The organism is Synechococcus sp. BIOS-U3-1 (genome assembly GCF_014279975.1).
Lineage (GTDB): Bacteria > Cyanobacteriota > Cyanobacteriia > PCC-6307 > Cyanobiaceae > Synechococcus_C.
On the sequence record NZ_CP047936.1, the window covers coordinates 723,415 to 749,572 of the forward strand.

At 57.8% G+C, this 26,158-nt stretch carries 33 protein-coding genes; 24 read left to right on the forward strand and 9 right to left on the reverse strand.

All coding sequences use genetic code 11. From position 1 onward, the window contains the following. Positions 1-23 precede the first annotated feature (23 nt). From SynBIOSU31_RS03685 to SynBIOSU31_RS03695, 3 genes are all read left to right on the forward strand, one after another. Complete coding sequence (locus tag SynBIOSU31_RS03685) at positions 24-1,595, forward strand: NAD(P)H-hydrate dehydratase (protein ID WP_370593669.1); 1,572 nt, start codon at positions 24-26, stop codon at positions 1,593-1,595. A 153-nt stretch (positions 1,596-1,748) separates the two neighbouring features. Continuing rightward, positions 1,749-2,690 (forward strand): RpoD/SigA family RNA polymerase sigma factor, encoded by a 942-nt coding sequence (locus SynBIOSU31_RS03690; RefSeq protein ID WP_186492116.1) that lies wholly within the window; start codon positions 1,749-1,751, stop codon positions 2,688-2,690. A 30-nt stretch (positions 2,691-2,720) separates the two neighbouring features. After that, positions 2,721-3,635, forward strand: a complete 915-nt coding sequence (locus SynBIOSU31_RS03695; protein ID WP_186492117.1) for a histone deacetylase family protein — start codon at positions 2,721-2,723, stop codon at positions 3,633-3,635. Between the two features lie 11 nt (positions 3,636-3,646). On the opposite strand, the gene pdhA is transcribed toward SynBIOSU31_RS03695, so the two are convergent. Further along, positions 3,647-4,750, reverse strand: a complete 1,104-nt coding sequence (pdhA, locus tag SynBIOSU31_RS03700; RefSeq protein ID WP_186492118.1) for a pyruvate dehydrogenase (acetyl-transferring) E1 component subunit alpha — start codon at positions 4,748-4,750, stop codon at positions 3,647-3,649. A gap of 46 nt (positions 4,751-4,796) precedes the next feature. Between pdhA and SynBIOSU31_RS03705 the strand changes: the two genes are divergently transcribed. From SynBIOSU31_RS03705 to SynBIOSU31_RS03730, 6 genes are all read left to right on the forward strand, one after another. Then, the gene (locus tag SynBIOSU31_RS03705; RefSeq protein WP_186492119.1) at positions 4,797-6,965 is read left to right on the forward strand and encodes an ARC6/PARC6 family protein; all 2,169 of its coding nucleotides are present in this window, start codon (positions 4,797-4,799) and stop codon (positions 6,963-6,965) included. 87 nt (positions 6,966-7,052) lie between these two features. Further along, a complete protein-coding gene (gene ffh / locus SynBIOSU31_RS03710) occupies positions 7,053-8,504 on the forward strand; it encodes a signal recognition particle protein (protein ID WP_186492121.1) in 1,452 nt (483 codons plus the stop codon). A gap of 74 nt (positions 8,505-8,578) precedes the next feature. Beyond that, positions 8,579-8,986, forward strand: a complete 408-nt coding sequence (gene rpsP, locus SynBIOSU31_RS03715; protein WP_186492126.1) for a 30S ribosomal protein S16 — start codon at positions 8,579-8,581, stop codon at positions 8,984-8,986. 8 nt (positions 8,987-8,994) lie between these two features. Next, on the forward strand, positions 8,995-10,026 hold the full coding sequence (locus SynBIOSU31_RS03720; protein ID WP_186492128.1) for a PhoH family protein: 1,032 nt from the start codon (positions 8,995-8,997) through the stop codon (positions 10,024-10,026). A gap of 52 nt (positions 10,027-10,078) precedes the next feature. Next, positions 10,079-10,813, forward strand: a complete 735-nt coding sequence (locus SynBIOSU31_RS03725) for a Bax inhibitor-1/YccA family protein (RefSeq protein WP_186492130.1) — start codon at positions 10,079-10,081, stop codon at positions 10,811-10,813. Between the two features lie 77 nt (positions 10,814-10,890). Continuing rightward, the gene (locus tag SynBIOSU31_RS03730; RefSeq protein ID WP_186492132.1) at positions 10,891-11,082 is read left to right on the forward strand and encodes a carbohydrate porin; all 192 of its coding nucleotides are present in this window, start codon (positions 10,891-10,893) and stop codon (positions 11,080-11,082) included. 220 nt (positions 11,083-11,302) lie between these two features. On the opposite strand, the gene SynBIOSU31_RS03735 is transcribed toward SynBIOSU31_RS03730, so the two are convergent. Beyond that, positions 11,303-11,821, reverse strand: a complete 519-nt coding sequence (locus tag SynBIOSU31_RS03735) for a hypothetical protein (protein ID WP_186492133.1) — start codon at positions 11,819-11,821, stop codon at positions 11,303-11,305. Between the two features lie 65 nt (positions 11,822-11,886). Between SynBIOSU31_RS03735 and era the strand changes: the two genes are divergently transcribed. Genes era through larB form a run of 6 tightly spaced genes read left to right on the forward strand, consistent with a single transcriptional unit; the run spans position 11,887 to position 15,725 of the window. Beyond that, on the forward strand, positions 11,887-12,831 hold the full coding sequence (era, locus tag SynBIOSU31_RS03740; protein WP_186492823.1) for a GTPase Era: 945 nt from the start codon (positions 11,887-11,889) through the stop codon (positions 12,829-12,831). A gap of 58 nt (positions 12,832-12,889) precedes the next feature. Further along, the gene (locus SynBIOSU31_RS03745) at positions 12,890-13,390 is read left to right on the forward strand and encodes a phycobiliprotein lyase (RefSeq protein WP_370593670.1); all 501 of its coding nucleotides are present in this window, start codon (positions 12,890-12,892) and stop codon (positions 13,388-13,390) included. Positions 13,391-13,393: 3 nt separating this feature from the next. Further along, positions 13,394-14,122, forward strand: a complete 729-nt coding sequence (gene trmD, locus SynBIOSU31_RS03750) for a tRNA (guanosine(37)-N1)-methyltransferase TrmD (protein WP_186492135.1) — start codon at positions 13,394-13,396, stop codon at positions 14,120-14,122. 12 nt (positions 14,123-14,134) lie between these two features. Further along, positions 14,135-14,620: a 2-C-methyl-D-erythritol 2,4-cyclodiphosphate synthase gene (ispF, locus tag SynBIOSU31_RS03755; RefSeq protein ID WP_186492137.1), complete on the forward strand. Its 486-nt coding sequence runs from the start codon at positions 14,135-14,137 to the stop codon at positions 14,618-14,620. Then, positions 14,617-15,063, forward strand: a complete 447-nt coding sequence (locus tag SynBIOSU31_RS03760) for a TIGR03792 family protein (protein ID WP_186492139.1) — start codon at positions 14,617-14,619, stop codon at positions 15,061-15,063. Before ispF ends, SynBIOSU31_RS03760 begins: the two co-directional genes overlap by 4 nt. Beyond that, on the forward strand, positions 15,060-15,725 hold the full coding sequence (gene larB, locus SynBIOSU31_RS03765; RefSeq protein ID WP_186492145.1) for a nickel pincer cofactor biosynthesis protein LarB: 666 nt from the start codon (positions 15,060-15,062) through the stop codon (positions 15,723-15,725). The genes SynBIOSU31_RS03760 and larB overlap by 4 nt, the downstream gene beginning before the upstream one ends. Here the strand turns inward: larB and SynBIOSU31_RS03770 are convergent. From SynBIOSU31_RS03770 to SynBIOSU31_RS03785, 4 genes are all read right to left on the reverse strand, one after another. Continuing rightward, entirely contained in the window at positions 15,716-15,895 is a 180-nt protein-coding gene (locus tag SynBIOSU31_RS03770; RefSeq protein WP_186492148.1) for a hypothetical protein, read from the reverse strand. The two genes, larB and SynBIOSU31_RS03770, sit on opposite strands and share 10 nt — an antisense overlap. A gap of 106 nt (positions 15,896-16,001) precedes the next feature. Continuing rightward, positions 16,002-16,976: a DUF1517 domain-containing protein gene (locus tag SynBIOSU31_RS03775; RefSeq protein ID WP_370593705.1), complete on the reverse strand. Its 975-nt coding sequence runs from the start codon at positions 16,974-16,976 to the stop codon at positions 16,002-16,004. A 25-nt stretch (positions 16,977-17,001) separates the two neighbouring features. Further along, positions 17,002-17,208 (reverse strand): sulfur carrier protein ThiS, encoded by a 207-nt coding sequence (thiS, locus tag SynBIOSU31_RS03780; protein ID WP_186492152.1) that lies wholly within the window; start codon positions 17,206-17,208, stop codon positions 17,002-17,004. Between the two features lie 43 nt (positions 17,209-17,251). After that, positions 17,252-18,313 (reverse strand): thiamine phosphate synthase, encoded by a 1,062-nt coding sequence (locus tag SynBIOSU31_RS03785; RefSeq protein ID WP_186492825.1) that lies wholly within the window; start codon positions 18,311-18,313, stop codon positions 17,252-17,254. A 33-nt stretch (positions 18,314-18,346) separates the two neighbouring features. Here SynBIOSU31_RS03785 and SynBIOSU31_RS14695 point away from each other — a divergent pair, with 33 nt between their 5' ends. Next, positions 18,347-18,481 carry a hypothetical protein gene (locus tag SynBIOSU31_RS14695; protein ID WP_255477474.1) on the forward strand — a complete coding sequence of 45 codons (135 nt, stop codon included), beginning with the start codon at positions 18,347-18,349 and terminating at the stop codon, positions 18,479-18,481. Here SynBIOSU31_RS14695 and SynBIOSU31_RS03790 read toward each other — a convergent pair. Continuing rightward, positions 18,463-19,389: a bifunctional riboflavin kinase/FAD synthetase gene (locus tag SynBIOSU31_RS03790; protein ID WP_186492826.1), complete on the reverse strand. Its 927-nt coding sequence runs from the start codon at positions 19,387-19,389 to the stop codon at positions 18,463-18,465. The genes SynBIOSU31_RS14695 and SynBIOSU31_RS03790 overlap by 19 nt on opposite strands. A 59-nt stretch (positions 19,390-19,448) precedes the next feature. On the opposite strand from SynBIOSU31_RS03790, the gene SynBIOSU31_RS03795 reads away from it, so the two are divergent. Beyond that, the gene (locus SynBIOSU31_RS03795; RefSeq protein ID WP_186492154.1) at positions 19,449-20,009 is read left to right on the forward strand and encodes a DUF3611 family protein; all 561 of its coding nucleotides are present in this window, start codon (positions 19,449-19,451) and stop codon (positions 20,007-20,009) included. Here the strand turns inward: SynBIOSU31_RS03795 and surE are convergent. Beyond that, positions 19,994-20,803, reverse strand: a complete 810-nt coding sequence (surE, locus tag SynBIOSU31_RS03800; RefSeq protein ID WP_186492156.1) for a 5'/3'-nucleotidase SurE — start codon at positions 20,801-20,803, stop codon at positions 19,994-19,996. The genes SynBIOSU31_RS03795 and surE overlap by 16 nt on opposite strands. Positions 20,804-20,874: 71 nt before the next feature. On the opposite strand from surE, the gene pheS reads away from it, so the two are divergent. The 7 genes from pheS to SynBIOSU31_RS14700 all read left to right on the forward strand — a co-directional run bounded on the left by pheS (position 20,875) and on the right by SynBIOSU31_RS14700 (position 25,595). Beyond that, positions 20,875-21,882 carry a phenylalanine--tRNA ligase subunit alpha gene (pheS, locus tag SynBIOSU31_RS03805; protein WP_186492158.1) on the forward strand — a complete coding sequence of 336 codons (1,008 nt, stop codon included), beginning with the start codon at positions 20,875-20,877 and terminating at the stop codon, positions 21,880-21,882. Between the two features lie 165 nt (positions 21,883-22,047). After that, positions 22,048-22,956, forward strand: a complete 909-nt coding sequence (locus SynBIOSU31_RS03810) for an NAD(+) kinase (RefSeq protein ID WP_186492160.1) — start codon at positions 22,048-22,050, stop codon at positions 22,954-22,956. Further along, positions 22,953-23,672, forward strand: coding sequence for a winged helix-turn-helix domain-containing protein (locus SynBIOSU31_RS03815; protein ID WP_186492164.1), 720 nt, complete (start codon positions 22,953-22,955; stop codon positions 23,670-23,672). The genes SynBIOSU31_RS03810 and SynBIOSU31_RS03815 overlap by 4 nt, the downstream gene beginning before the upstream one ends. Then, positions 23,672-24,112, forward strand: a complete 441-nt coding sequence (locus tag SynBIOSU31_RS03820; RefSeq protein ID WP_186492165.1) for a DUF192 domain-containing protein — start codon at positions 23,672-23,674, stop codon at positions 24,110-24,112. Before SynBIOSU31_RS03815 ends, SynBIOSU31_RS03820 begins: the two co-directional genes overlap by 1 nt. A 308-nt stretch (positions 24,113-24,420) precedes the next feature. Continuing rightward, on the forward strand, positions 24,421-24,768 hold the full coding sequence (locus SynBIOSU31_RS03825; RefSeq protein WP_186492166.1) for a hypothetical protein: 348 nt from the start codon (positions 24,421-24,423) through the stop codon (positions 24,766-24,768). A gap of 87 nt (positions 24,769-24,855) precedes the next feature. Next, positions 24,856-25,101, forward strand: a complete 246-nt coding sequence (locus tag SynBIOSU31_RS03830) for a hypothetical protein (RefSeq protein WP_186492168.1) — start codon at positions 24,856-24,858, stop codon at positions 25,099-25,101. 203 nt (positions 25,102-25,304) lie between these two features. Then, positions 25,305-25,595 carry a hypothetical protein gene (locus SynBIOSU31_RS14700; RefSeq protein WP_255477342.1) on the forward strand — a complete coding sequence of 97 codons (291 nt, stop codon included), beginning with the start codon at positions 25,305-25,307 and terminating at the stop codon, positions 25,593-25,595. 68 nt (positions 25,596-25,663) lie between these two features. Here SynBIOSU31_RS14700 and SynBIOSU31_RS03840 read toward each other — a convergent pair whose 3' ends face one another. Next, positions 25,664-25,906 (reverse strand): DUF1651 domain-containing protein, encoded by a 243-nt coding sequence (locus SynBIOSU31_RS03840; RefSeq protein WP_255477343.1) that lies wholly within the window; start codon positions 25,904-25,906, stop codon positions 25,664-25,666. Positions 25,907-26,158 lie beyond the last annotated feature (252 nt).

Sequence of the window (26,158 nt, forward strand, 5' to 3'; positions counted from 1 at the left end):
CGGGATTCTCTTTCCATAGTGAGGTGCCATGGGTCCCGGCAGTGATCTGGCCAGCCGCTGATGCCGACCATCTTTTGGTCTCAGCCGATCAGATGCTCGCTCTGGAGCAGGAGTGGCTGGCTAGTGGCCTGCCGGTTGCGGCTCTGATGGAAACAGTGGGCCAGCGCATGGCCGATTGGTTTCTGGCGCGTCCGCAGTTGTTGACGTCTGGTGTGCTGGTGCTGGTGGGACCTGGTCACAACGGTGGTGACGGATTGGTGGTGGGTCGCAAGTTGTTCGAGGCGAATGTGGATGTTCGGGTCTGGGCGCCCATTGCTCTGCGAAAGCCCCTCACTCAGGAGCATTGGCGTCATTTGCTTTGGCTTGGCGCCACTTGCTTGCAGTCCTCTCCTGATCCAGCTGAGCAGGGTCTCTGGATCGAGGCGTTGTTTGGCCTCGGTCAGAAGCGTCCACTGCCTGGTGATCTGGCCGATCTGCTTCAGCGCAGACAGCGTCATTTCCCGAGGCGTCTGGTGAGTCTGGATTGTCCCGCTGGCCTGGACTCCGATACCGGCTGCCCCATAAAGGGTGGTGCTGCCATGGCTTCGCACACTCTCTGCGTAGGGTTGATTAAGCGTGGATTGGTACAGGACGCTGCCATAGCGCATGTGGGTTGCCTGCACCGTATTGACCCAGCTGTACCCGTGCGGCTCACGCAGTCGCTCGCTTCACCGCCAACGTTGCGCCTGCGGGCCGATGATCTTGTTGCCCTGCCACGTCCTCCGGAGTTGCCGGCGGCAATGAAATATCAGCGGGGGCGTCTGTTAGTGATCGCTGGCAGCGAGCGCTACCGGGGTGCGGCCCATTTGGCGCTGCGTGGTGCCTTAGCCAGTGGTGCCGGCAGTGTTGAGGCCTGTCTTCCTGAATGCGTCGCAGAGCATCTCTGGCAGTGGGCTCCTGAGGTGGTTCTGAGGGCGGACCTCCCCTCGGATCGCCAAGGATCGCTGGAGTGGGGCCAGGCCTTGTTGCAGGGTGAACTAGCGCGCCTGGATGCGGTGCTGCTCGGGCCTGGTCTGGGGATGGTGCAGGGACGCTGGCAGCAGTGGGCGGAGCCCCTGCTGGAGTTCAGCGGCCTGCTTGTGCTCGATGCCGATGGCCTCAATCAACTGGCCGCCGCTGATGGCGGCTGGCGCTGGTTGTTGAAACGATCTGGGCCGACGTGGATCACGCCCCACGGCAGTGAGTTTGAGCGCTTATTCCCCGACTGCCAGATGGGCTCTGCATTAGACAAAGCCGCGGCTGCGGCGGATTGCTCGGGGGTCGCGGTGTTGCTGAAAGGTGCTCACAGCGTGATTGCTTCTCCCGGCGGAGACGTGAGGCAGCTGACAGACACCGATCCAGAGGTTGCCCGAACAGGGCTGGGTGATTTGCTGGCTGGTCACGCTGCCGGTTGGGGAGCCCGTTGCCTGGCGGCCAAGGGCAACCTCAGTTTCGAAGACCTTGCCGCATCTGCCTTATTGCATGCCGTTGCCGCTCAGACATGCGATCAAAGCAGTGGCGCAATCGCGATTTCAGAACAGTTAGCGAGTCTCACGCGTTTCAGGTTGCGATCTTGATGTGAACCGCGATTAAGCCCGAATTTCTACATTTTTTACACGATTCGCCGGGTTTTGTGTCGTTTTCCACGCACGAATCTGAAGGGTTGCTGAAAACACATCGCTGATCGTGAAATTCATAGGAAAGTCACTCAACGAAAAATATTCTTCCCCATGGTCTCAGCGGCAGCAGGGGTTTCAGAAACCCAAAAACGACGAAGTAGCGATCCGATCAGTTGGTACCTCGCCACGATCGGCAGGATTCCACTGCTGACTCCAGCGGAGGAGATTGAGCTGGGCAATCAGGTGCAGCAACTGATGCAACTCACAGAGGATGGAACAATTCCATCCGACAGTGAGTCGTTTTCAAGCAAGCAAAAGCGGATGATTCGCGTTGGCCTGCGTGCCAAGCAGCGCATGATGAAAGCCAATTTGCGCTTGGTTGTCAGTGTTGCCAAGAAATATCAAGGAAAAGGTCTTGAACTTCTCGATTTGATTCAGGAGGGTTCTCTTGGCCTTGAGCGTGCTGTTGAAAAGTTTGACCCCACCCGCGGCTACAAGTTTTCGACCTATGCCTTCTGGTGGATCCGCCAGAGCATGACTCGCGCCATCGCTTGTCAGTCGCGCACCATCCGCTTGCCCGTGCATTTGAGTGAGCGCCTCACCACGATTCGCAAGGTGAGCCTGGATCTCGCCCACAAGCTCGGTGCGATGCCCAGTCGACTCGAGATTGCTGAGGCGATGGATATGCCGGTGGCAGAGCTTGATTCGCTGTTAAGGCAGTCGCTTACCACCAGCAGCCTGGATGCACCCGTGAATGGGGAAGAAGGTCGCAGCTTCCTGGGCGATCTGATTGCTGATGCTTCATTGGGAGAACCGCTCGACAAGGTGGAGCAGCGGATTCATCACGAACAGCTTGGACGCTGGATGAGTCATCTCAGCGACCAGGAGCAGCACGTTCTCACCCTGCGTTTTGGTTTGAATGGCCATGAGCGGCACACACTTGCCGAAATCGGTCGCTTGCTTGAGGTCTCGCGAGAGCGTGTTCGTCAGGTGGAGCTCAAGGCATTGCGCAAACTGCGTAACTTGACGCGTCGTGTTGCACCCAGCTTCTGATTTCTCTGAGGTCAGTAGTTCTTTGAATCGTTGAAACCACCACTCGTTTATCACGAGGTTTACAGCGCTCCGCTGCCTAGTAGCCATCGTTTCCCGATGGCTAAGTTTCGCCAGCTCGACAGTTGTCTCAGGGAGACTGGGCTGGCCACTGACATTCAGATGCATCGACCACTCCCAGTGCCTCGTCGATTGCTGGAACTGGTTCATGACCGCGCTTATCACGAAGCGTTCGCCAGAGATCAATTGGATCGCCAGGCACAACGGCGGATCGGATTGCCTGTCACCACCCCTTTAGTTCAGCGCACTTTTCTTGCCGTTGGCGGTTCGCTACTGACAGCTCGTCTGGCGTTGAAGCATGGTCTGGCCTGCCATCTCGCTGGTGGCACGCACCATGCCTTTCCGGGTTACGGCAGCGGATTCTGCATTTTCAATGATCTGGCGATCTGTGCCCGTGTATTGCTGGAGCAAGAGCGCCTCACTCAGATCATGGTGGTTGATCTTGATGTGCATCAGGGTGATGCCACTGCGCTGATCTTTCAGCACGAGCCAAGGGTGTTCACCTTTTCAGCGCATGCAGCATCCAACTTTCCTGCCCGCAAGCAGATCAGTGATCTGGATCTGCCCATCAGTGATGGAGTGGGGGATCAGGAGTACCTCGCCTTGATTGGCGACCACTTGCCTGATCTGTTGGATCGGCTGAACCCACAGATCGTGCTTTACAACGCGGGTGTTGATCCCCATCGCGATGACCGTCTGGGCCGACTGGCCTTATCGGATGTCGGCCTTTTGCAAAGGGATCATCTGGTGCTAGATGCCTGTCTGCGCCGCAAGATTCCCGTGGCCACAGTGATTGGCGGTGGTTACGACGCGATGACGCCTTTGGTAAAGCGTCATGCACTGGTCTTCAGGGCAGCCGCTGATCAGGCCCGTTTGCATGGTCTCTGATCAGCCTGAGGTCAGTCTTCGGCCCAGATGTAGCGAGTCAGCTCAGATCCATCCGGCTCGGGTGCACTTAGAGCGAAGTCGACACAGTCCTGAACGATGCCGTCGATCTCCTTTTCGATTGCCCGCAGGTCCTCGCTATTGGTGAGGCCAGTGCCGACCAGGTCGCGTTCAAGAGCTTTCAGTGGATCGCGTTTGGCCCAAAACTGTTTTTCTTCTTCGGCACGCAATTCATCAGGGTCAGCGAGTGAATGGCCTCGGAATCGATAGGTCAGGCACTCCAAAACGGTGGGACCCTCTCCAGCCCTGGCCCGCTCAACAGCCCTTTGGGCTGCGGCCCGAACGGCCAGAACGTCCATTCCGTCAACTTCTTCTCCGGCCATTCCAAAAGCACCGGCCTTACGCCAGATCTCTGGATCGCTGGTGGCGCGGTCGTGGGCCATGCCGATAGCCCACTTGTTGTTCTCTACTACAAAAATGATCGGCAGCTTCCAGAGCTGCGCCATGTTCAGGCATTCAAAGAACTGACCGTTATTGCAGGTGCCGTCTCCGAAGAATGCTGCTGTCACGGAATTGCTGCTGGGGTCACCCAGGGCATCTCGCTTGTAGCGGCTGGTGAACGCTGCACCGAGGGCTATTGGGATGCCTTCTCCGATGAAGGCGAACCCGCCGAGCAGGTGATGTTCTTTGGAGAACAGGTGCATCGAGCCACCTCGGCCTTTACTGCAGCCGGTTTCCTTGCCGAACAGTTCACTCATTACCTCTCGGGCTGGAACACCAGCACTCAGGGCATGAACATGATCGCGGTAGGTGCTGCAGAACCAGTCGTGTTGTCGCTTCATGGCACCGATCACACCGGTGCTAACAGCCTCCTGACCGTTGTAGAGGTGCACAAAACCAAACATCTTGCCGCGGTAATACATCTCCGCGCATTTGTCCTCAAAGCGGCGCCCGAGGGTCATGTCGCGGTACAGCGCAAGTCCGGTCTCCTTGTCAACGCTGGCCCTCTGGGCTGTCACCAGGGTCGAAAGCCGCTCCGCATGGGCACCAAGTACAGATTGTCCTTCGGCGGAGGAGGAGCTTCGTGACTCTGTGCCGATTGCGATGTCCTGACCCATGGCACCACCTGTTTGACCACAGACTTTAAGGGTCCATGGCGGATCGATGGGCAAAACCCCAGACCCTGCCTACAGTCTGCAGCCAATGGCTGCAATGCTGGTGGACCTACCCATCGACCACTTCCGTCTGCTGGGGGTTAGTCCAACGGCGGAACCTGACGCAGTGTTGCGCGCACTTCAGTTGCGCCTGGATCGCTGTCCTGATCAGGGGTTCACCCATGAGTCGCTCAATCAAAGGGCTGAGCTGCTCCGCTTGTCAGCGGACTTGCTCACGGACCCTGAGCGCCGTGGCCAGTACGAAGCAATGTTGCTGGAGCTTGGCCAGGAGCACCCCGGTGATACGGCCGGTCTCGAACTGTCTTCCAATTTGGAGGTGGCTGGTCTGATGCTCCTCTGGGAAGCACATGCACCCCATGAGGCCTTTCAATTAGCCCGTCAGGCCCTGCAGCCGCCTCAGGCTCCTGCTCTAGGTAGTGGCAGAGAGTCGGATCTGTCCTTGCTGGCTGCTTTGGCAGCCCGTGACGCGGCTGATCAAGACCAGCAGCAGCGCCGCTATGAGTCAGCGGCGAACTTGCTGCAGGAGGGGATGCAGCTGCTTCAGCGGATGGGCAAGCTCCCTGAGCAAAGGCAGGTCCTCGAAACCGATCTTTCCAGACTTCGTCCATTCCGAATTCTGGATCTGCTCAGTCGTGATCTGGCTGAGCAATCGGCTCGTCAAGAAGGCCTGGTGATGCTGGAGAACTTCATCAGCGATCGGGGCGGACTCGAGGGCGGCGCTCTCGAAGGGTTGGTGACGGCTGACCTGCCCGCCGGCATGGATCAGGGTGCCTTTGAGTTGTTTTTTCAGCAGATTCGTCGCTTCCTGACCGTGCAGGAGCAGGTTGATCTCTACGGACGCTTGCAAGATGCAGGCTCAGCGGATGCTTCCTTCTTGGTTGTGATGGCCCTTGCGGCTGCAGGCTTTTCCCAGCGCAAACCTGAACGTGTTCAGGACGCTCGCACTCGTCTGCAGGAGTTGAAGCTGGATGGTCTTGACACCAAGCCTCTGCTCGGATGTCTCGATCTGCTTCTTGGCGATGTGGATCGGGCTGAGCGTCATTTCGCCAGCAGCCCTGATCCGGCCATCAAAACATGGTTATCAGCACATCCTGGCGACGCCTTGGCTGCACTCTGCGACTACTGCCGCACCTGGTTGGGACGAGATGTGCTGCCCGGGTATCGGGATGTTGATGCTGCGGCCATTGATTTGGAGGCCTGGTTCGCCGATCGGGATGTACAGGCTTATGTCGAGCGGTTGGAGCGACAAGTGCAGCCCAGGGATTGGTCTTTCGATGACTTTTCCCCGCTGACGGTGGATCCCGACGGCACACTGCCGCTGCCCCTGCTTGACTCCGATCCTTCAGTCGATGACCCGCAGGAACAAGACGATCGGTCCGAGGGCGGTTTCGCATGGCCGGCACTGTCTCTCTCGGCACTGCCTCGCCCCTCGCTTCCGCCCATGCCGCAGCTCCAATTGCCCGAGCTGCAATGGCCACAGCTGTCTCAACCCAGTCGTTCGACCTGGATCGGATCAGGTGTTCTTGCTGTGGTGTTGGTGATAGGGGTCTTCAGTGTGGTGGGTCTTCGCCGTGAAGCTGAGCAGCCCCGGCTGGCTGGTGATCCATCCATGGATGCACCTGTGGATCAGTCGGCTTCAGAGGCGAAGCAGCAGGGCTCTGGGGAGAATCCAAGCAGCATGTCCGTTGAGAATGGGCAGACAGTGCTCACGGAAGTGCCCGAGTTGGAGCCTGCCTCTCCCAATGGGCCTGAAGCTGATGATCTGCTGCGTTCTGATCGCCCCTCCGAAGCCCAGCTGGAGGACCTGCTGCAATCCTGGTTGGATCGCAAAGCGGCGGTTTTGAGTGGAGATGGTTCAGCGGATGAACGTCTTGAACCGATAGCCAGACCCGGGCTGATAAGCCAGGTCCGCCAACAGAGAGCTGCTGATCAATCAGCAGGGCTGACCCAGAAGGTTGAGGCCTCAATCGATTTTATGAGGGTCATCAGCCGCACCCCCAATCGCATCGAGCTGCGTGCCGATGTGGACTACAGCGATCAAACGCTGAATGCAGCTGGAACGGTAGTGAACAGCACCGCACCAAGATCGCTCAAGGTGGGTTACATCCTTGGCCGAGATGAAGATGGTTGGCGCCTTCAGGCCTATGCACCGATCTGATCGACCAATCAGCGTCGTGCAGAGAGAAATTGCACCTTCAGTCCCTGCCACTTTTACGATCAGAGAACTGAAACCGATGTCCGGCCGATGTTCGATGAGCTGTCAGCCCGCTTTGAAGACGCCGTCAAGGGGCTGAGAGGCCAGGACCAAATCAGCGAAACCAATGTGGAGGGCGCACTCAAGGATGTGCGTCGCGCCCTGCTTGAAGCAGATGTAAGTCTGCCGGTTGTCAAAGATTTCGTTGCGGAGGTGCGTGAAAAAGCCGTGGGCGCCGAGGTGGTGCGCGGGGTTTCTCCAGACCAGAAGTTCATTCAAGTGGTGCACGACCAGCTGGTGGAGGTGATGGGAGGTGACAACGCTCCCCTTGCCAAGGCTGATGAGTCGCCCACGGTGGTGCTGATGGCTGGCCTACAGGGTGCCGGTAAAACCACGGCCACTGCGAAGCTCGGTCTCCACCTCAAGGACCAGGGCAGAAGGGCGCTGATGGTGGGTGCTGATGTGTACCGTCCGGCTGCCATCGAGCAGCTGAAGACTCTCGGTGCACAGATCGGTGTCGAGGTGTTCAGTCTCGGTGCCGATGCCAAACCGGAAGACATCGCAGCTGCAGGTCTTGCCAAAGCCAGGCAGGAAGGCTTCGACACGCTCTTGGTCGACACCGCCGGTCGCCTGCAGATCGACACCGACATGATGGAGGAGATGGTGCGGATCAGAACCGCCGTGCAGCCGGATGAGGTGCTGCTGGTGGTGGATTCGATGATTGGTCAGGAAGCGGCTGATCTCACCCGGGCCTTTCACGACCAGGTGGGGATCACCGGAGCCGTGCTCACCAAGCTCGATGGTGATTCCCGTGGTGGGGCTGCGCTCTCGATCCGCAAGGTGAGCGGTCAACCGATCAAGTTCATCGGTACTGGAGAGAAGGTGGAGGCCTTGCAGCCTTTCCACCCCGAGCGGATGGCGAGCCGCATTCTCGGGATGGGCGATGTGCTCACTCTTGTGGAGAAAGCTCAGAAGGAGGTAGAGCTCGCCGATGTCGAGCAAATGCAGAAGAAGCTGCAGGAGGCCACCTTTGACTTCTCGGATTTTGTGAAGCAAATGCGCCTGATCAAGCGCATGGGATCGCTGGGTGGATTGATGAAAATGATCCCGGGCATGAACAAGATCGACGACGGCATGCTCAAGCAAGGCGAGCAGCAGCTCAAGAAGATCGAAGCGATGATCGGTTCCATGACGCAGCAGGAGAGGGAGAACCCCGACCTGCTTGCCAGTGAACCCTCTCGTCGTCGGCGCATCGCTCGTGGCAGTGGCCACCAGCCCAACGATGTTGACAAGGTGCTGGCTGACTTTCAGAAGATGCGCGGTTTCATGCAGCAGATGTCCCAGGGTCAGATGCCAGGCATGGGTGGAATGCCCGGGATGGGTGGCATGCCAGGCATGGGCGGAATGCCAGGGATGCCAGGGGGAATGCCGGCCGGTCGAGGCGGTGGCCCACCGCGGCGTCAGCGGCCGGTCAAGAAGAAGAAAGGATTCGGAGAGCTCTGACGGGCGGCAGGCTAAGTTGGTTGTTTGGCGCTTCTATTAGCGCCGAACTGTTCCTACTCACAGCCAGCGCCACGATGATCAAGCTCCGCCTGAAGCGGTTCGGTAAGAAGCGGGAAGCAAGCTTCCGCCTCGTGGCCTGCAACAGCACTTCGCGCCGGGATGGACGTCCCCTTCAGGAGCTGGGTTATTACAACCCCCGCACCAAAGAGACCCGCTTGGACGCCGAGGCACTGCGTGAGCGTCTGAGCCAGGGAGCTCAGCCCACAGATGTTGTCCGCACCTTGCTTGAAAAGGGTGGTCTGATCGAGAAGAAGGTCCGACCAGCAGAAGTGGTTGGTAAGGCCAAACAAGCTCTCAAACGTGAGGCTGATTCCAAGCAGGCTGCCAAGGATGCCGCTGAGGTAAAGGCTGCTGCTGAAGCTGAAGCCAAGGCTGCCGCTGAGGAATCTCCCGGAGATGACGCTGCCAGCGCAGAAGGCTGATTGACAGCATGTCCGAGGCAACCTCACTTGGTCGCTTCGTCTTTGATCTGCCGCATACGGAGGCCGCACTTGCTCTAGCAGGTGGACCTACGTCACAGACGTTGCGTCAGCTCGAGGCACTGACGGGCACCACTCTGGTTTTGCGCGGTCTGCAACTTGAGATCAGCGGTCGTCCCAGTCAGCTTGAACGCACTGCGGCTGTTGTGGAGCTGCTGCGTAAGTTTTGGCAGGAAGGTGAATCCATCTCTCCGGTGGATCTTCAGTCGGCATTGCAGGCTCTAGATACCGGTCGCAACCGCGAACATGAAGCCATGGGCCAACAGGTTCTGGCGCGTAATCAACGTGGCAATCTTCTGCGTCCGCGCACGTTGCGTCAGAAGGCGTACGTGGAGTCGATGGAGCGTCACGATCTCACCTTCGCGCTCGGTCCTGCTGGCACAGGTAAAACATTTTTGGCCACTGTTCTTGCCGTTCGCATGCTCACCGAGCGCAAGGTAGAGCGGCTAGTGCTGACCAGGCCTGCTGTAGAAGCGGGAGAGCGACTGGGGTTTTTGCCTGGTGATCTTCAGCAGAAAGTGGATCCTTATCTGCGTCCGCTGTACGACGCCCTGCATATGTTGATGGGCCAGGAGAAAACTACGGCACTGCTGGAAAAAGGTGTGATTGAGGTGGCACCACTCGCTTACATGCGTGGCCGAACCCTGTCGGAATCCTTTGTCATCCTTGATGAGGCCCAGAACACCACGCCGGCACAGATGCGCATGGTGCTAACCCGTTTAGGAGAGCGTTCCCGCATGGTGGTGACCGGAGACACCACCCAGGTGGATCTGCCCTCAGGTCAGCTCAGCGGTTTGGTGGAAGCGTCGGAAGTGCTGGATGGGGTCGAAGGTGTGGCCGTATGCCGTTTGACATCGGCTGATGTGGTCCGTCATCAGCTGGTGCAGCGCGTTGTGGATGCCTATGCACGGCGTGACAAGAGCCAACCCCGACGAGATGCAAAACCGATGCGGCGGTCGATGGGGAGATCCGCACCGGGTTGAAAACCACAACCTGGATGAAGCTGGCAAGATACATCTAGTGATCTGGGGCAACATGCCAGCCAGCAGCAACTTCCAAAACGCCATTCGCGAAGCGCAATCCAGTGCGCTTGTGGGACCCAATGTGGTCAACAAAGCCCTTCCTTATGTAGGGGGCGGCATGGCTCTGACTGCTGCAGGAGTGGTTGGCGGAATGGCCACCATGGGCTCCATCGGATTCTCTGCCTTCAACACCCTCTCGTTGGTGGCAATTATTCCTTGGTTCATTCTGTTCTTTGTTGCGTCGAACGCGGCTTCCAAGGGCAACAACGGCACGGCGTTGCCGCTGATGGCCACCTTCAGTCTGCTCACCGGCTTCACTTTGACTGGCCTTGTGGTGCAGGCGATTGCCGTTGCAGGTGTTACCTCGATCGGGATTGCTGCGCTTGCCACGGGTCTCACTTTTGTGATCGCCTCGGTGGTAGGCCGCCGCATGAGCGACAGCGTTGGTCAGGCTCTTTCGGCTGTTGTCGGTCTTGGTCTGATGGGGCTAGTCATTGCCATGCTCGGCATCTTTGTTGCCGGCTTCTTCATTCCTGGTATCTATGAAGTCACCAATCTGGCCATCGCCGGGTTTGGCACCATTTTGTTTGTGGGTATGGCTTTTGTAGACTTTTATACGATGCCTCGCACTTACCGGGACGACCAGTATCTTGCTGGCGCTCTGGGGATGTACCTCACCTATATCAACCTTTTCGTCTTCATTCTGCGCCTTGTGATTGCTATTCAAGGCGGCGGTCGTCGTGACTAAATCAACCTGGACTGGTTGTAGCTGAATGAATTTAACTTCAACCAAACCCCGGCGAAAACCGGGGTTTTTTGATGCCCATGGAGACTGGCTTCTCAACCATGCAGTCGCAGCTGGGATTGACAGTGTCTTCTTCCCTGCTGGACTATCAGATCGCTCTTGGTGATAATCCAAGTCTTCAACCCAACCTTCAGTTCACTCTCAATCCGGATGAAATCAGTGAAGTGCCTGATTTCCTCGCCATCGGTGTGCAGATGACTGTGTTGTTCTGATGGATTGCCAATAAAAAACCCCGGATCAACTCCGAGGTATCGATATCGGTTGATCCCCATCACCCGGCCGATGCCGTAAACAGTAATCAGTGTGCGACGGAAGTTGTCTCAACTTCAGAATGACCTAATAGTGTTGCAAGCAGATGCTTCATGGTTCGTCACACCAGATCTGGTGCTTGATCCTGGGAGATGGTCTGTTGAGGGGCTTTGCATGCTTGGGTCACTCTGCAACGGCTTGCACTGCATCGCCGATGGCCTGCTTTTGGTGTTCGTCGTAACCCCAGCGCTCTAAAAAGGCCAGATCATCTCCACGACTATGGTGCGCCGCTTCCAGCAGGATCTCCAGTCGGTCTTTGACACGCTGGGAATCGAGCTGGCGCAGGAGTTCGGAGCAGCGTTGATTCACGCGCTCTGACCCTGCTGCCTGCTCGTCGTCGTTGTTGTTGCGGTGATGCACGGCCATGGCTGCGCTCATGGCCAGATTGCGGGCCGTGAGATCCACCACGCCGTCACCCGCTTCGCGCAGTTTGATCAACAGGGCGTCCGGAAGTCTGTCCATCAGAGCGCTGTCCCCCGCAAGACTCACCACGAAGAAGCCTCTAGCGCCGTCACGGCTGACCACGAGTGCTCCAACCCGGTCGGCCATCACTTCATCACTGATTTCGTCCTGGTCCCATTGCTTCATCCAGCCGGCGGCGATCTCCATGGCTTCCTGGAAGCTCGGTTCTCGCTGGGTCATCTACAGCAACTGTGTGGCATCACAAGCCTATGGGCAGGGTGCGGCCTTCAGGCGATGCTGAAGCGATGGATGCAGTCTCAACGTCGTTGTCAGTCGGCTACCGCTCGGGTTTTGTCGCCCTGATCGGACGCCCCAATGTGGGCAAGTCAACGCTGGTGAATCAACTAGTGGGCGACAAGGTGGCGATTACCTCGCCGGTGGCTCAGACCACGCGCAACCGCCTCAGAGCAATTCTCACCACGCAGGATGCCCAGCTGATCCTGGTGGATACCCCAGGTATTCATAAGCCGCATCACTTGTTGGGGGAGCGCTTGGTTCAGAGCGCGCGCTCTGCGATCGGGGAAGTGGATCAGGTGTTGCTGCTGCTCGAGGGCTGCGAACTACCTGGCCGTGGTGACGCCTTCATTGTCAATCTTCTGCGTCAGCAGCGCTTGCCGGTGCAGGTCGTGCTCAATAAATGGGACATGGTTCCGTTCGATCGGAAACCAGAGGCTGATGCGGCTTATCGCGAACTGCTCGGAGAGACCGATTGGCGGGTGCACCATTGTTCAGCTTTGAACGGTGAGGGCTGTGCCGATCTTGTGAGCGCTGTGAGTGCTCTGATGCCAGAAGGCCCTCAGCTGTATCCACCCGACATGGTGAGTGATCAGCCCGAAAAGCTGCTTATGGCCGAGTTGATCCGCGAGCAGGTGCTGATGCATACCCGCGAAGAAGTTCCCCACAGCGTGGCGGTGAGCATCGATCGGGTGGAAGACATGCCGGCAAGGGGCAAAGGCAAGGCTCGCACTGCCGTTTTGGCCACCGTGCTTGTGGAACGCAAAAGCCAGAAGGGCATTCTGATTGGGAAGGCTGGCGCCATGTTGAAGACCATCGGCCAGGGGGCTCGCCTACAGATGCAGAACCTGATCGACGGCCCCGTGTATCTGGAACTGTTTGTGAAGGTGGTGCCGGACTGGCGCAGCAAGCCAGCCCGGCTCAACGAGCTCGGGTACAGCGGAGACGGGTTCTGATACGGGACTCTCTGGTTCGGCCATGCCGAAGACAGGATCTGACGCATGACCAATTCTCTTGATCAGTGCGCTGCCCTGCGAAGATGGCCTGATGGATGAGATCGCGTTCCCTCCAGCTGATCTGAAGGCGTTCCTCACACTGTGTGTGGGGTCCTGGATGAGTTTGCGCAGCCGTTTTGACCTCAGTGGCTCAGAGGATGACTGGCACACCAGCGATCGTGGTGAGGTGACCGTGAGCCTGAGTGATCAGGCCGCTGATTCGATCTTGTCGGTGACGTCTGCGGATGGAGCCGCCAGCGAGCTTCGCTTCCGCAGCGATGGGGGTCTTGTGGTGTTGGCTGAGGGAGCAGAGCGCAGCGGCCGCTGGCAACTGCGTGACGATGCCAGCCTCGAGCTCGAGCTCAAGGTTGGAGACTCGGCTGCCACCGTGCTGGAACGGATCTGGTTCATCAAGCCCAATTTGCGCCTCCGCAGCACCACGGCCATCGCCACTGATGGAACTCCTCTTCAGGCGCGCTTCTGCTCCGAAATCCGGCGCGTGTCATCTCCTCAGACCTGAGCTGTGTCGGCCTATCGCTTGGATGTGATCAGCCTCGCGCCCCAGGCGTTTGCACCGCTCCGGGAACTCGGCGTGATCGGTAGATCCTTTGCGGCTGGACGAGCGGAGCTGCACCTGCATAACCCCCGCGATTACGCCACCGATCGCTATCGCAAGGTTGACGATGAGCCCTATGGCGGTGGTGCGGGCATGGTGCTCAAGCCTGAACCTGTGTTTGCTGCCTTTGAGTCGATTCCGCTCAGCCCTCGAAGCAGGGTGCTGCTGATGACGCCGCAGGGCAGGCCTTTGGCACAGGCTGATCTTCAGCGCTTGGCTGAGAACCATGATCAGTTGGTGCTGCTCTGCGGTCATTACGAGGGATTTGACGAACGCATTCGCTCACTGGCTGATGAAGAGGTGTCGCTTGGAGATTTTGTGCTCACCGGTGGGGAGCTGCCGGCCATGACGGTGATCAACGGCGTGGTTCGGCTGTTGCCAGGCACGGTGGGAACGGCGGCCTCGTTGGTGGAGGAAAGCCATAGCGACCTCTTGTTGGAACATCCGCATTACACGCGTCCTGCCGACTTTCGAGGGATGACCGTGCCTGATGTGCTGCGCAGTGGGGACCATGGCGCGATTGCTGGATGGCGTCAGCAGCAACGTGAACAGCGCACCGCTGATCGACGACCTGACCTGCTGGATCGCTGGAACCGGCGCTCTAACCCCGAGAATGAGAGCGACGGCACGACCTGACCGCCAGCACCCATGAACCTCCGCATTGGCAATGGCTACGACACGCACCGGCTGGTGGAGGGGCGCCCATTGATCCTTGGTGGTCAGCGTCTGGAGCATCCGGATGGCCTGGGTCTGGATGGTCATAGCGATGCTGATGTGCTGGTTCATGCGGTTATGGATGCACTGCTCGGAGCGCTGTCGCTCGGCGACATCGGCAAGTATTTCCCTCCCACTGATCCACGTTGGAAGGGTGCGGACAGTCTGGTGCTGCTGGAGCAGGTCGCGGCTCTGGTGAAAGAACGCGGTTGGCAGGTTGTGAATGTGGATTCCGTTGTGATCGCTGAACGGCCCAAGCTCAAACCACATATCGAGGCCATGCGTGGGGCGATCGCCCTGCGCATGGGGCTGGACCCCGATCAGGTGGGTGTGAAGGCGACCACGAATGAGCGGCTTGGACCCGAAGGGAGAGAGGAGGGAATGTCATGCCATGCCGTTGCGCTGCTGACCAAACCATGACCTTGCAGCAGCTGCGCAAAGACTTCATTACTGTGGCCGCTTCTTGTTTGGCGACACTGCTTGTGCTTTCCGGTCATCCCGATGTCAGCTTGGCCGCCTTTTCAGATCCTGATGGCGGCTACGACGTTGCCGTGATTGAGCATCTGCGCATCCACGTTCCCAGTCAGGGTCGTAAGGCCTGGCTGGATGCTGAACGCGGTAGCTGGGAACCTTGGCTGGCCAGCCAGGATGGATTTATTAGTCGTGATCTGCTCTGGGACCCTGAAACAGAAGAAGGCACCCTGCTGATTCGCTGGAGCAGTCGTGAAGCCTGGAAAGCCATCCCTGTGCATGAAGTGGAGGCAGTTCAAGAGCGTTTTGAGCAGCTTGCCCGCCAATCCACCGGTTACCAGAAAGGCAATCCATTCCCGCTTGTCTTCGAAGGGGAGTTGTTGCCGCCGTGACCGTTCAGGAGTCACGCCTTGACCTGGAGCGTCGTCGCCGGCTCGGGATGGTCGAAGCCGTTTGGGGTGAACACAAGAGCGTGGATCAAATCGTGGCGATCTTGCAGGCCATGCAGACAGCTGGCGAGCTTGCTCTAGTGACCAGGGTTGATGCGGAGAAAGCGGCTGCTGTTCGGGAATGCTGTCCTGCTGTTCAGGTTCATCATCAGGCGGCCTGTCTCACCTTGGGTGAGATCCCAGTCATTGGGCGAGCCGCTCAGGTGGCTGTACTGAGTGGTGGCACGAGTGATCGCTGCGTGTCTGAGGAAGCCTCCTTGGCTCTGAGAGTTCATGGAGTTGCCACAGAGCCTTTCCTCGACGTGGGTGTTGCTGGTTTGCACCGTCTATTGGATGTGCTGCCTGACCTCGCACCGATGTCGGTTCTGATTGCCTGTGCCGGGATGGAGGGTGCTCTGCCGACGGTGCTGGCAGGTCTTGTTCCTCAGCCAGTCATCGGTGTGCCGGTGTCTGTGGGGTATGGGGTCAGCGCTGGAGGGCGGGCTGCTCTCGATGGCATGCTCGCCAGCTGCGCGCCGGGCCTCAGCGTCGTGAACATCGACAATGGCTACGGCGCTGCGATGGCGGCTTTGCGCATCCTCAAGGGAGCCGCATTTCAGGATTGAGAAGGGTGAGGCTGGCTGGGCAGCAGCGGTTGGACCGGTCCTCTGGGGTCAAGGTCGAGCATCGTTTCCACCCAGAGCCGCATGGATCGCGGCAACCGGTTCTGTTCGTAGCGCTGCAGCGCTTCAACCAACACGGTTGAGTTGACCCAATGAGGTGATCGAGCGCGCATCGTTTCTGAGCGACAAGGGAAGATTGGATGTAGGGCGCCCACTCAGCAAGAGGGGACGATTCAGGTTCCGGATTGTTGTCGGTTGAGTTTTGGCAGCAGCTTTAATTCAGAGGTGCTGGAGATTCGGATAAGCCGTAACCAGCTCATCGGCGCTAAGAACATCGCCGACGCCGTCTGGCTGCCAGATCACTTCAAGGGCCATTAGGTCGCTTGATGCCGTAGAACCCAAAATGCGCAACGATTCGCGTAGTTGTTCACCGTCATCGGCCTGTTTGAGCTTGACCACGCTGCGACTGGCCACCAGCACAGTGACAACAATGAATTCACTGGTGGCGTCAGCATCACCACGTGTTGTTAGCTCGGTCGAAGCGGATCGAACGCCACCCACATTGGTCGTGAGTTCTTCGCGCAATTTGCTGCGCTCTGTCATCGACAGCCGATTGAAGGTGGATTCAGCCGCGTTGAACGGCACGCTGCCTGATTCAACGTTGGCGTAAACCCATAAATCTGGCTGACGCAGCAATGCAAGGGTGGTGTCTTGCAGCACCCGTTGTAGGCCACTGGAGCTGCTGGTATCAGCGCTGCTCGCCAGTTGACGCAGGTCGCTCTGCAAGTCTTTGGCGCTGGCGAGTAAACCGATCTGGAGTTGCAGCAGCGATACAGGACCCATCGAGATTTCACGAGGACGCTCATAGCCGCCCATGGCAGGACTGCCTGCGCCAGCTCCAGCTCCCCGGAAGGCATTCACGAGTACTCCGACAAACGCCATCAGAACCATGAAGCCCAGTAGGCCGCCGCCACCAAATCCGAAGAAGGGAATGATGAAAGGAAATCCAATGCCACCGCCATAGCCGCGGTTGTAGCCCCCACCCATGCGACCTCCCATACCACCGCCTCGGTACCCACCGGAGCGAGGCATGGAGGGTGCTCGGAAACTGCCGCCACCGATCCGCCCACCACGGGCTGCTTCACTCGGCAGAGGGTGGAAAACCAACAGCCCGATCATCAGAACAGGCACCATCAGGCCGGAAAGCCAGCGTCGCAGCTGAATGAGGGCGGAACGATTCGGCAATTGGGCCAAAACGGCGTTGGAAACTGAGCTGATCCTAGGAACCCCCGCCAACGATGGTGACGATCTCGAGGCTGTCTCCATCCTTGACCTGCTGTTCGGCCCATAGGTCGGGGGTGAGGATCAGCCCGTTGAATTCCACCACCACCAACTTGGGGTGATGGCCGAGCGCTTCAACAACCCGGTCCAATCGGTTGAGATCGGCCTGGAGTTGCTGCTGTTCGCCGTTCACCGTGAGCTGCATGGCCTGAACCGAATGAATGAAACAAGCCCTTCAATCTTGAAGCTCAGCCGAGCCTTTGTAGTAGTTCGCGACTAGCGGCAATTGGATCATCGGACCCCATGATTGCGCTCACCACAGCTACCCGAGAGGCCCCTGCACCTAGCACCTCAGCGATGTTGTGGCTGTTGATGCCGCCAATAGCAAACCAGGGAATCCTGGCTGAATGCTCGGCTGTTCGCACCCAATCCAGACCCGCCGGCGTCCTATTCGCTTTGGTGGCGGTGGCATAGACCGGCCCGACCCCAAGGTAGTCGGCACCATCTTTCTGAGCCTGGTGGAGTTGTTCGATCTGATGGGTGCTACGTCCAATCAGTTTGTCGGGGCCCATCAGCTGACGTGCCTCTGGATGCGGCATGTCCTCCTGGCCGAGATGCACCCCATCGGCATTCACGAGCAAGGCCAGATCAATTCGGTCGTTGATGATGAGCAGTGCCTGGTTTGCCTGACAAAGATCGGCAAGCTGACGTGCTTCCTGCAGTCGCAGTGCATCAGGTCCCTGTTTACGCCGGTACTGCACGAGCGAGACGCCGGCTTGAAGCGCGAGTTCCACCCGTTTCAACATCGCACCGCTTGTGTCGTTGCTGCCGGGATCGGTGATCAGGCATAGCCGTGAGATTTCCAGGCGCTGACGCCGCTGGTTTTGACCGCAGGCCTCCAGGATGCGCACCTCATGGTCGTAGAGCGCATAGCGAACCTTTGCAGCTGTCTGGGCCAGCTCGGAATCACCGTTGCGTGCGAATTCTTCGATCACCCGCAAGGCTTCCTGAACTCTGCTGGCGTTGGCTTTCAACACCTGGGTGTTGTTGGAGCGAGTCTGCTGAGCGGGGTGGCTGAGCCCGGCAGCGGTATCGGTGGCTGTGGAACGTGCCTGTCTGTAGCAGTCGGCGTGCAGCAGTCCCAGCTGCTGTCGCCAGTCTTTGAGAGGCACTACCAGGTCCTGGCGGTCGAGTCCGAAGCGACACCAGTCTTCGATGACTCGCAAGCCTTCACGTGCTCGGTCGAGGTTGGCATCGATCAGCCTCGCGACACGCGTATCAGCGCAAGGGTCGTCGGGCATCCATTCCAGGGCACTGTTCCATGGCACTGTGGGCAGGATCTCATGTCTGGTGTGGCGATGGAGAACGGTGGATCAGAAAGCACGATGCACGTTCTGGTGTGGGGCATCGGTCTTCTCGGTGGCATCGGCGTTTTCATCGTGTGGGGTCTGACTAACGCCTACCCAGCGCTGTCCTGAAGACGTTCTCTCGCTTGTTGGGCATCACGACTGATCTGAGCACTGAGTTCTTCCAGGCCTGAAAAGCGCTTTTGACCGCGCAGGCGTTCCAGGGGCTCAATTCGCAAAGTCCGGCCGACCAATTCGCGATTTGTGTCGAGCAGATGCACCTCAACCGCTGAAGGCAATGCTGGATCCACGGTGGGTTGGGGCCCAAGATTCATCACCGCTGGCAGTGCGAAGGTCTCGTTGTCGACCCACGCCCACGCTGCATAAACCCCTAAGCCGGGAAGAAATTTTCTGCCGTCTACCTGCAAGTTGGCGGTTGGCCATCCCAGCTGTCGGCCGAGGCCGCGGCCTTGCACCACTTCACCTTGGAAGCGGTAAGGCCGTTGCAGCAGATCACTGGCCGTTTTGAGGTCGCCTTCGGCGAGAGCTTCACGGATGCGACTGCTGCTCATGCGGCCGACTGAATCTTCCAGGATTGGCAGCACGCTCACCATGACCCCGGCGGCCTCGGCCAGGTTCCGCAGTGTGTCAGCACCACCCTCGCGACCACGCCCGAAACGGAAATTGGCGCCGATAGCGATGTGACGTGCCTGCAATGTGCCAAGCAGAATTTGATCAACGAATTCGGCAGCACTGAATTGGGCCAGCTGGCGGTCGAAGGGCACCAGCACTAACTGCCTGATGCCAAGCGGTTCGAGCAAATGCAGCTTTTCGTCCGGTAAATCAAGGCGAAGCCGTGTTTCGCCATGCAACACCTCGCGCGGGTGTGGCCAGAAGCTCACCACCGTGGGGATTCCACTTGCCGGCTGCTGGCACACAGCTTCGATCACCCTCCGGTGGCCGGCATGCAGCCCATCGAAGCTGCCCAGCGCTAGGGCGGTGGGCATGCGGGCCTCCTCAGGGGAGCAGAGAGGAATCAACGGGCCGTGCACGGTGCAGTGGTTGATGGCAAGTTTGGACGACAGACCTCCTCGCCCGCATGGCTGATCGGCTCGACTTCCAGCTGCTGGCTCTTGGCCTGCGGCGCACTGCATGGATCCGCTTCTGGATTCAGACCGCCCTTGGCATCGTGGTGATGGGGCTTCTCGCCTTCAATAACATCGGAGGCCGTCTCAGTCGGGAGGCTAATCGTGCGCTTGGACTGAGCCCGGGACTCTCTCTCACCACTCTTGCGTTCCTCATGCTGCTTTTTAGCCTCTGGCAAGGCTGGTTAGTGGTGCGTCTCGGCCGTGCTCTTGGAAGCGATGCTCGCCCGAGTCGAGGAGAAGCGAGTCGCATCATTAAGCGCGGTCTGTTGGCCGATCTGATTGGTCTGGTCTTTGCGGTTCTTGGCTACCAGGCTCTTGCTGGCATCCTGTTTTTCCAGGCCTCTCAGCAGACTCCCGGCATCGCTATCGGTGGCCAGGGTATGCGTGAAAATCAGCCGATTACTTCGCTGGAAATGCTCTCGGTGTTGAGCAACACCCAGGTGCTGTTCGCCCATCTCATTGGCTTGCTGTTCTCGCTCTGGATGTTGCAGAGGATCTACCGGACCCGTTGACCGTCCATCTCAACCTGGGGCAGGCCACTCAGAGATCCACGCCAAAACAGTTCTGGTTGGATCGGTGTGAGTGAAGGTGAGTTGGTTCCGATCTGGGCCACGTCCGTGGGCCAGTCGAGGGGACCATCTCCACCCGATTTCAGGTCTTCGACCACTTTTCCAGCCAGCCAGTAATAAGTACGACCCTGAGGATCGGTTCGCGGACTGAACTGTTCCCTATAGCGACGAACCGACAGGCGTGTCCAGCGCATGGGACCCATGACCTCAGGTTTGCAAGGGGGCAGATTCAGATTGAGCAGCAGATTGGCAGGCCATCCTTCTCTCAGCGCTGATTCGGCCGTATCCATGGCGATCACAGCCGCACCTTCGAATTCGCGCCATTTAAAGCAGGCACTGCTCACCGCCATGGCAGGTCGGCTCTCCAGAGTGCCTTCCATCGCCGCTGCCACGGTGCCGGAGCAGAACACATCGGTGCCTAGGTTCGGGCCGTGATTGATGCCCGATAGCACCAGGTCCGGTGGCGTCTCCAGCAGTTCGCAGATGGCCAGCTTCACGCAATCAGCTGGGGTCCCACTGCAGGCCCAGGCAGAGATGCCCTGGCCGAACAGCTGGTCGGCCCGCTCAGCTCTGAGCGGTTGCTGAATGGTGATGCCATGGCCCGTTGCCGAGCGTTCCTTGTCAGGGCAGACCACTGCCACCTGATGGCCTCGGGCCGCGGCTGCAAAGGCCAGGGCTTTGATTCCATCGGCAAAGATGCCGTCGTCATTGCTGATCAGAATCCGCAGCGGGGCCATTGGGTTGCTTACCAGTGGGGCGAACCTAGTCGTGATCACTGCTTACAGTCAGCTCTCGCGATGTCAAAGCCTTGAGCGACACAGTGTCTCTGCAGCAGCTCACCGATCAGCTGGAAGCGCTTGAAGCAGAGGCTGCTGAAGCGATCTCTGCAGCGGCAGATGCCGAGGCCCTTGAGCAGCTTCGAATCGGATTGCTCGGTAAGAAAGGTCGACTCTCCGGTGTGCTGGGGGCGATGGGCAAGCTGCCTGGCAACGAACGGCCGTTGGTTGGACAACGTGCCAACGTGCTCAAAACCCAGGTACAGAGCCTGCTGAGTGATCGCTTGCAGGTCGTCAAGCAGGCGGCGATGGAAGCACGAATCGCCTCGGAGACCCTCGATGTGACGGCATCTGCCCAGGGGATTCTTATGGGCCATCGCCATCCTCTAATCACCACCACGGAGGAGATCGTTGATCTCTTCTGCGGTCTCGGATACCAGGTGGAAGAGGGCCCTGAGGTGGAAACCGACCACCACAACTTCACCGCCTTGAATATCCCGCCGGACCATCCCGCCCGGGACATGCAGGACACGTTTTATCTCAAAGACAATTTGCTGCTGCGCACACACACCTCACCGGTGCAGATCCGCCATCTCGAGACTCATGCACCACCGGTAAGGATCGTGGCCCCAGGTCGCGTGTATCGCCGCGACGCGGTGGATGCCACCCATTCGCCGGTGTTTCATCAGGTGGAGGTATTGGCCATCGATGAAGGGCTCGATTTCAGCCACCTGCGCGGCACGGTGATGGCTTTTCTTAAAGCGTTTTTCGGGGATTTGCCCGTGCGCTTCCGCGCCAGTTATTTCCCTTTCACGGAACCGTCAGCGGAAGTGGATGTGCAGTGGCGCGGGCGCTGGTTGGAAGTGATGGGCTGCGGCATGGTCGATCCAGCAGTGCTGGAGGGTCTTGGTTTGGATCCAGAGCGTTACAGCGGTTTTGCCGCCGGTTTGGGTGTGGAGCGGTTCTGCATGGTGCGCCATGGCATTGACGACATTCGCCGTCTTTACACCAGTGATCTGCGTTTTCTGGAGCAGTTCTGATCAGCGCAGCATTGGTGGCATCCTTCGTTGAACAATCATTTGATTGGCCCCTGGCCATAAGTGTCATTTCCGCGATCAGGCAGACGCTGATGAAAAAAGTCTCTGCACGTGTGTCAGTGCCAGATCCTTCTCATAAAGTGAGCGCAATGTTGCCTGCTGCGGTCGGTGCCCCGTGTCGGACTGATCGTCAATGACGGCAAGTCGCTTGCCGTTGAAACCGCAGGCACGATTCAGTCGCGCCTAGAGCTGGGCGGTCATGAGGTGATCCGTGTCAGCAGCTCAGGCGGGATGGTGGGTTTCGCCAATCCCGACCAGCACTTGCGCATGTTGGGTTACAACGCCTGCGTTCCAGAGGGGTTTGATCACACAATGGTGCTGGCGATCGTGCTGGGTGGGGATGGCACGGTGTTGTCGGCAGCGCGTCAGACCGCTCCTGTGGGCGTGCCGATTCTCACCATCAATACAGGACATCTCGGCTTCCTGGCCGAGGCTTACCTCGACGATCTCGATCGTGCCCTGGAGCAGGTGCTCACCCAGCAGTGGACGATCGAGGAGCGCGCCAATTTGGTTGTGAGTGTGATGCGCGGCGATCAACGCCGCTGGGAGGCGTTGTCACTCAATGAGATGGCGTTGCACCGCGAACCGCTCACAAGCATGTGTCATTTCGAAATTGCGATCGGACGCCATGCACCGGTGGATATCTCCGCCGATGGAGTGATTCTGTCCACGCCCACTGGTTCCACTGCCTACGCACTCAGTGCCGGTGGTCCTGTGATCACGCCTGATTGCCCGGTGCTGCAGCTCACGCCAATCGCTCCCCATTCCCTGGCTTCAAGGGCGCTGGTGTTCAGTGATGCTGAGCCGGTCACGGTGTTTCCAGCCACACCTGAACGTCTGATGATGGTGGTTGATGGCTGCGCAGGTTGTTATGTGTGGCCGGAAGATCGTGTTCTGATTCGTCGCAGTGATCACCCCGTTCGCTTTGTGCGTCTCAGGGACCATGAGTTTTTCCAGGTTCTGCGCAACAAGTTGGGCTGGGGACTACCCCATGTGGCCAAGCCCGATCGGCCATGACCGTTGCGCATGGCTCCATGGCAGGCAGCGTTCACGCTGACGTTGTATTACTGGTTGGCCATGAGGCGCTAGCGCTGGCGGAACGCCTGAGGGCTTCCGGATACGCCCCAATCAACTGGAACGCTGCTACTGACAGCGGGCTTGTCGCTAGAACCAATTCAGTTCCTGTCGCCGCAATCCTGGCCAGCGACCAGGCCGCGAGTGTTTTTGAGCTGCGTTCTCATTTTGGCTCACTGCCGATTTTGATCGGAGTGAGTGACGACAGTATTGCCGCTCGAGAAACGGTGTTGGCTTGTGGTGCGGATGATTTCTGGTTCCCACTCAGTGCCCCGAGCGATTTGCTGCAGCGATTGCGCCTGCATCTGTTGATTCAATCCCGTAGTGCACTGAAACCCCCGATGCTGCAGCTCGCTGATCTCAACGTGGATATCACTTGTAGGCAGGTCCGTCGCGGTGCTCGCTCGCTGGTCCTCACGGCTAGGGAATATGCGCTGCTGCTGCTGCTGCTGGAAGAGCGCGGCAGGGTTGTGAGCAGAGATCGCATCCTGCGAGATGTTTGGAAGGATGAGCAGAGTTCGTCCAGCAACGTGATCGAGGTGTACGTGCGTTACCTGCGCCAGAAACTCGAGGAAGGCGGGGAGCCTCGATTAATTCATACGATCCGTGGACTTGGCTACTGCCTCAACGACGGCTTGCCGAGTCAGCGTCACGGTTGATGGACCAGCCCCCACTGCCTCCTCAGATCCTGCCGATCGAAGCGCGTTGGTGCCTCGACCAGCGCCCTGTGCGTTGCCTCTCTCTGGAGGTTGCTGATCAGCCTGATGAGCAACGGCGGGGATTGATGCAGCGCCCTGCCCTTCCGCCTCTTCGGGGCATGTGGTTTCCAGTCCGACCCTCTGAGCCGATGCGTTTTTGGATGCGTCACACACTCGCGCCCCTGGATATGGTGTTCATCCGCGATGGCAGGGTGCTCGATATCGCAGCCAACGTTCCGATCTGTGTTGCATTGCCTTGTCGTTCCTACTGGGCTGACGCTGATGGCAATGGTCGAGCTGATTTTGTTGATGGCGTAATCGAAATTGGTGCGGGTGAAGCTCAGCGCTTGGAGATTCGAGTGGGTGATCCAGTGCCGATTGAATCAATCGGCACAAAGTAACCTCGTTAGCAAGCTTTTGATGGTTGAACAGCGAGGCAAATAGTCAGTGTCTATAGCCCTGAATTGTTGACGGATGAGGGATCTTCTGCCTTTAGAGATAGAGATCAGGGCAACAGGCCAAAAAAGTTCCTTAAAAAAGCGGTGATATTCAAATTATTTTTGAGTAGCCTTGATTTTGAGAGGTGCAGATGAACCTGCTGATGACGATTTAACCTTGGCAGGGCTCCATCAATCATTCACCTTTTGATTCCAGATTGTGCATCTCTGCTTGAGCAGAGCTATGTTTGTACAAGTTGTAGCTGTATAGAATGATCTCTTTTTATCTGCAGAAACTGTTTGGTCAAATCAGATCAAAGCCCAATGAAGAGTGGATTCGTCTCAAGCATGTGATTGAGTCTGGTGGAGATTTGGGGCTACAGGCCTGGCTCAAGGAAGTCGCGTCTCTTGCTTCAGATCTTGAGAGCAATTTCGAATCTGCCTCTAGGGGCAAGAAAACCAAGTATTGCCTTAAAAAAGTTCAAGCGCTTGAAGATCGCTATAGAAGGCAGGCAGCTGCATATAAAAAAGCGATTGATGTTGGCCTGATTCATGACAACAACTTGCCAAGGCTTTACAGTTCAAATATGACCTTGCTGATCAATCGTTACGCGCGCTAGCGATGGCGAAGCTCATCGATCGACACCTCGGCTGATAGCAATTAAAAACAAGATTGCCTCATGTGATCTTTGCTGTTGTGATAAATCATGCCTGCACGGCGTGCTGTCCAGGCAATTATCTGCCAAAGCGACAAAGTTATGACATCTCCTGTGTCATCCTTTTTCTACGAAGCCGATGATCATGATTGTCGTGAAGTTGAGCAATGGTGGCAAGAAAGGATTCGGTATTTGATCGGCAATGGTCAGGCTTATGACGCTGCAGCTCTGTTTGAGGATTTTGAACTTGAGCGGAAATTGACTATTGTGAAGCCTGAGAGTGATGAGATCAGGTAAAATCACTGTGAGATATTGATCTCAACTGATAGGTGGATGATTGCGCTCAAGATTGCGACCATGCACGGCTGCGGCTTGGTCTTCAACGAACCAGCAGCTTTGTTGCTTAAATCACACGCCTGGGCTCTTTGAGTCCTGCGCGTAAGTATTAGTACTTGCCAGTATGCGCTAGATCCCTTAAAAGGCAGTTGGGCAAAGGTATCTTGGCTACGCGCCGGTCAGTTGTTACGTTAGTTAATATTCTGAAAGTGCTACCTCTATCAATGTCCGAAGCAACGAACAAGTTCACTCCTGATCCCTATAAGTCTTTTAGCGAGAAGATGAACGGACGAGCGGCAATGCTCGGGCTTGGCATTGGATTGGCTGTCGAAGCCTTGACCGGCAAAGGCATTGTTGAGCAAGTCGCCACTTTTAATCAAGCGTCTGTGCTGGACCTCTCGGGCATCAAAAGATTGCTTGGAGCGATGTTCAGTTGCGTTGGAATCCTTCCTTGAGCGTCATTGCCCACGCGACCCGATGCTTCTGCCTTCGCGTTGGCGGAGGCAGAGGCGCTTAGCGATCTTCACCAGGCGGCCTCAGTCACTGTCCAGCCGTACTCCTTGAGTTGGAACCACAGAGCAACAGCGTCCTCGTATCTCATACTGCGCCGGGCTTTCAGAAGAGCAGGCTCATCGCCAGCCATGGGCCTCCCGTTGTCAACAACCACGCCTGCGTTCAGTGCCTGAGCGTTGGGGTCTTTGTGGAACCTTGTGTACCAGCGTCCCTTTGGGTCCTTCAGCCATCCATCCATTGCGTGTTCCCTCATGTGGCCAATACAAGACTAATAGAACATGCGTACTATGCCTAGTTCCTTTCCTTGTTGTGGAGCGTCTTCATCTCGTCAAGTCCGTCGTGGGCGTTGTTGGTTGTCAAGTCAGGACCCAGATGCGTTTTTGCAGATGAAGTGAATAAAGCAGCCAATTCCGAGTCGCAAGCACTCGAGGTGATAGATCACCCGAATGGCTTCCATTCAATTTTGGAGGTTGTTCTAAAGAGGGTCCGTTGGTGGTGATTACGA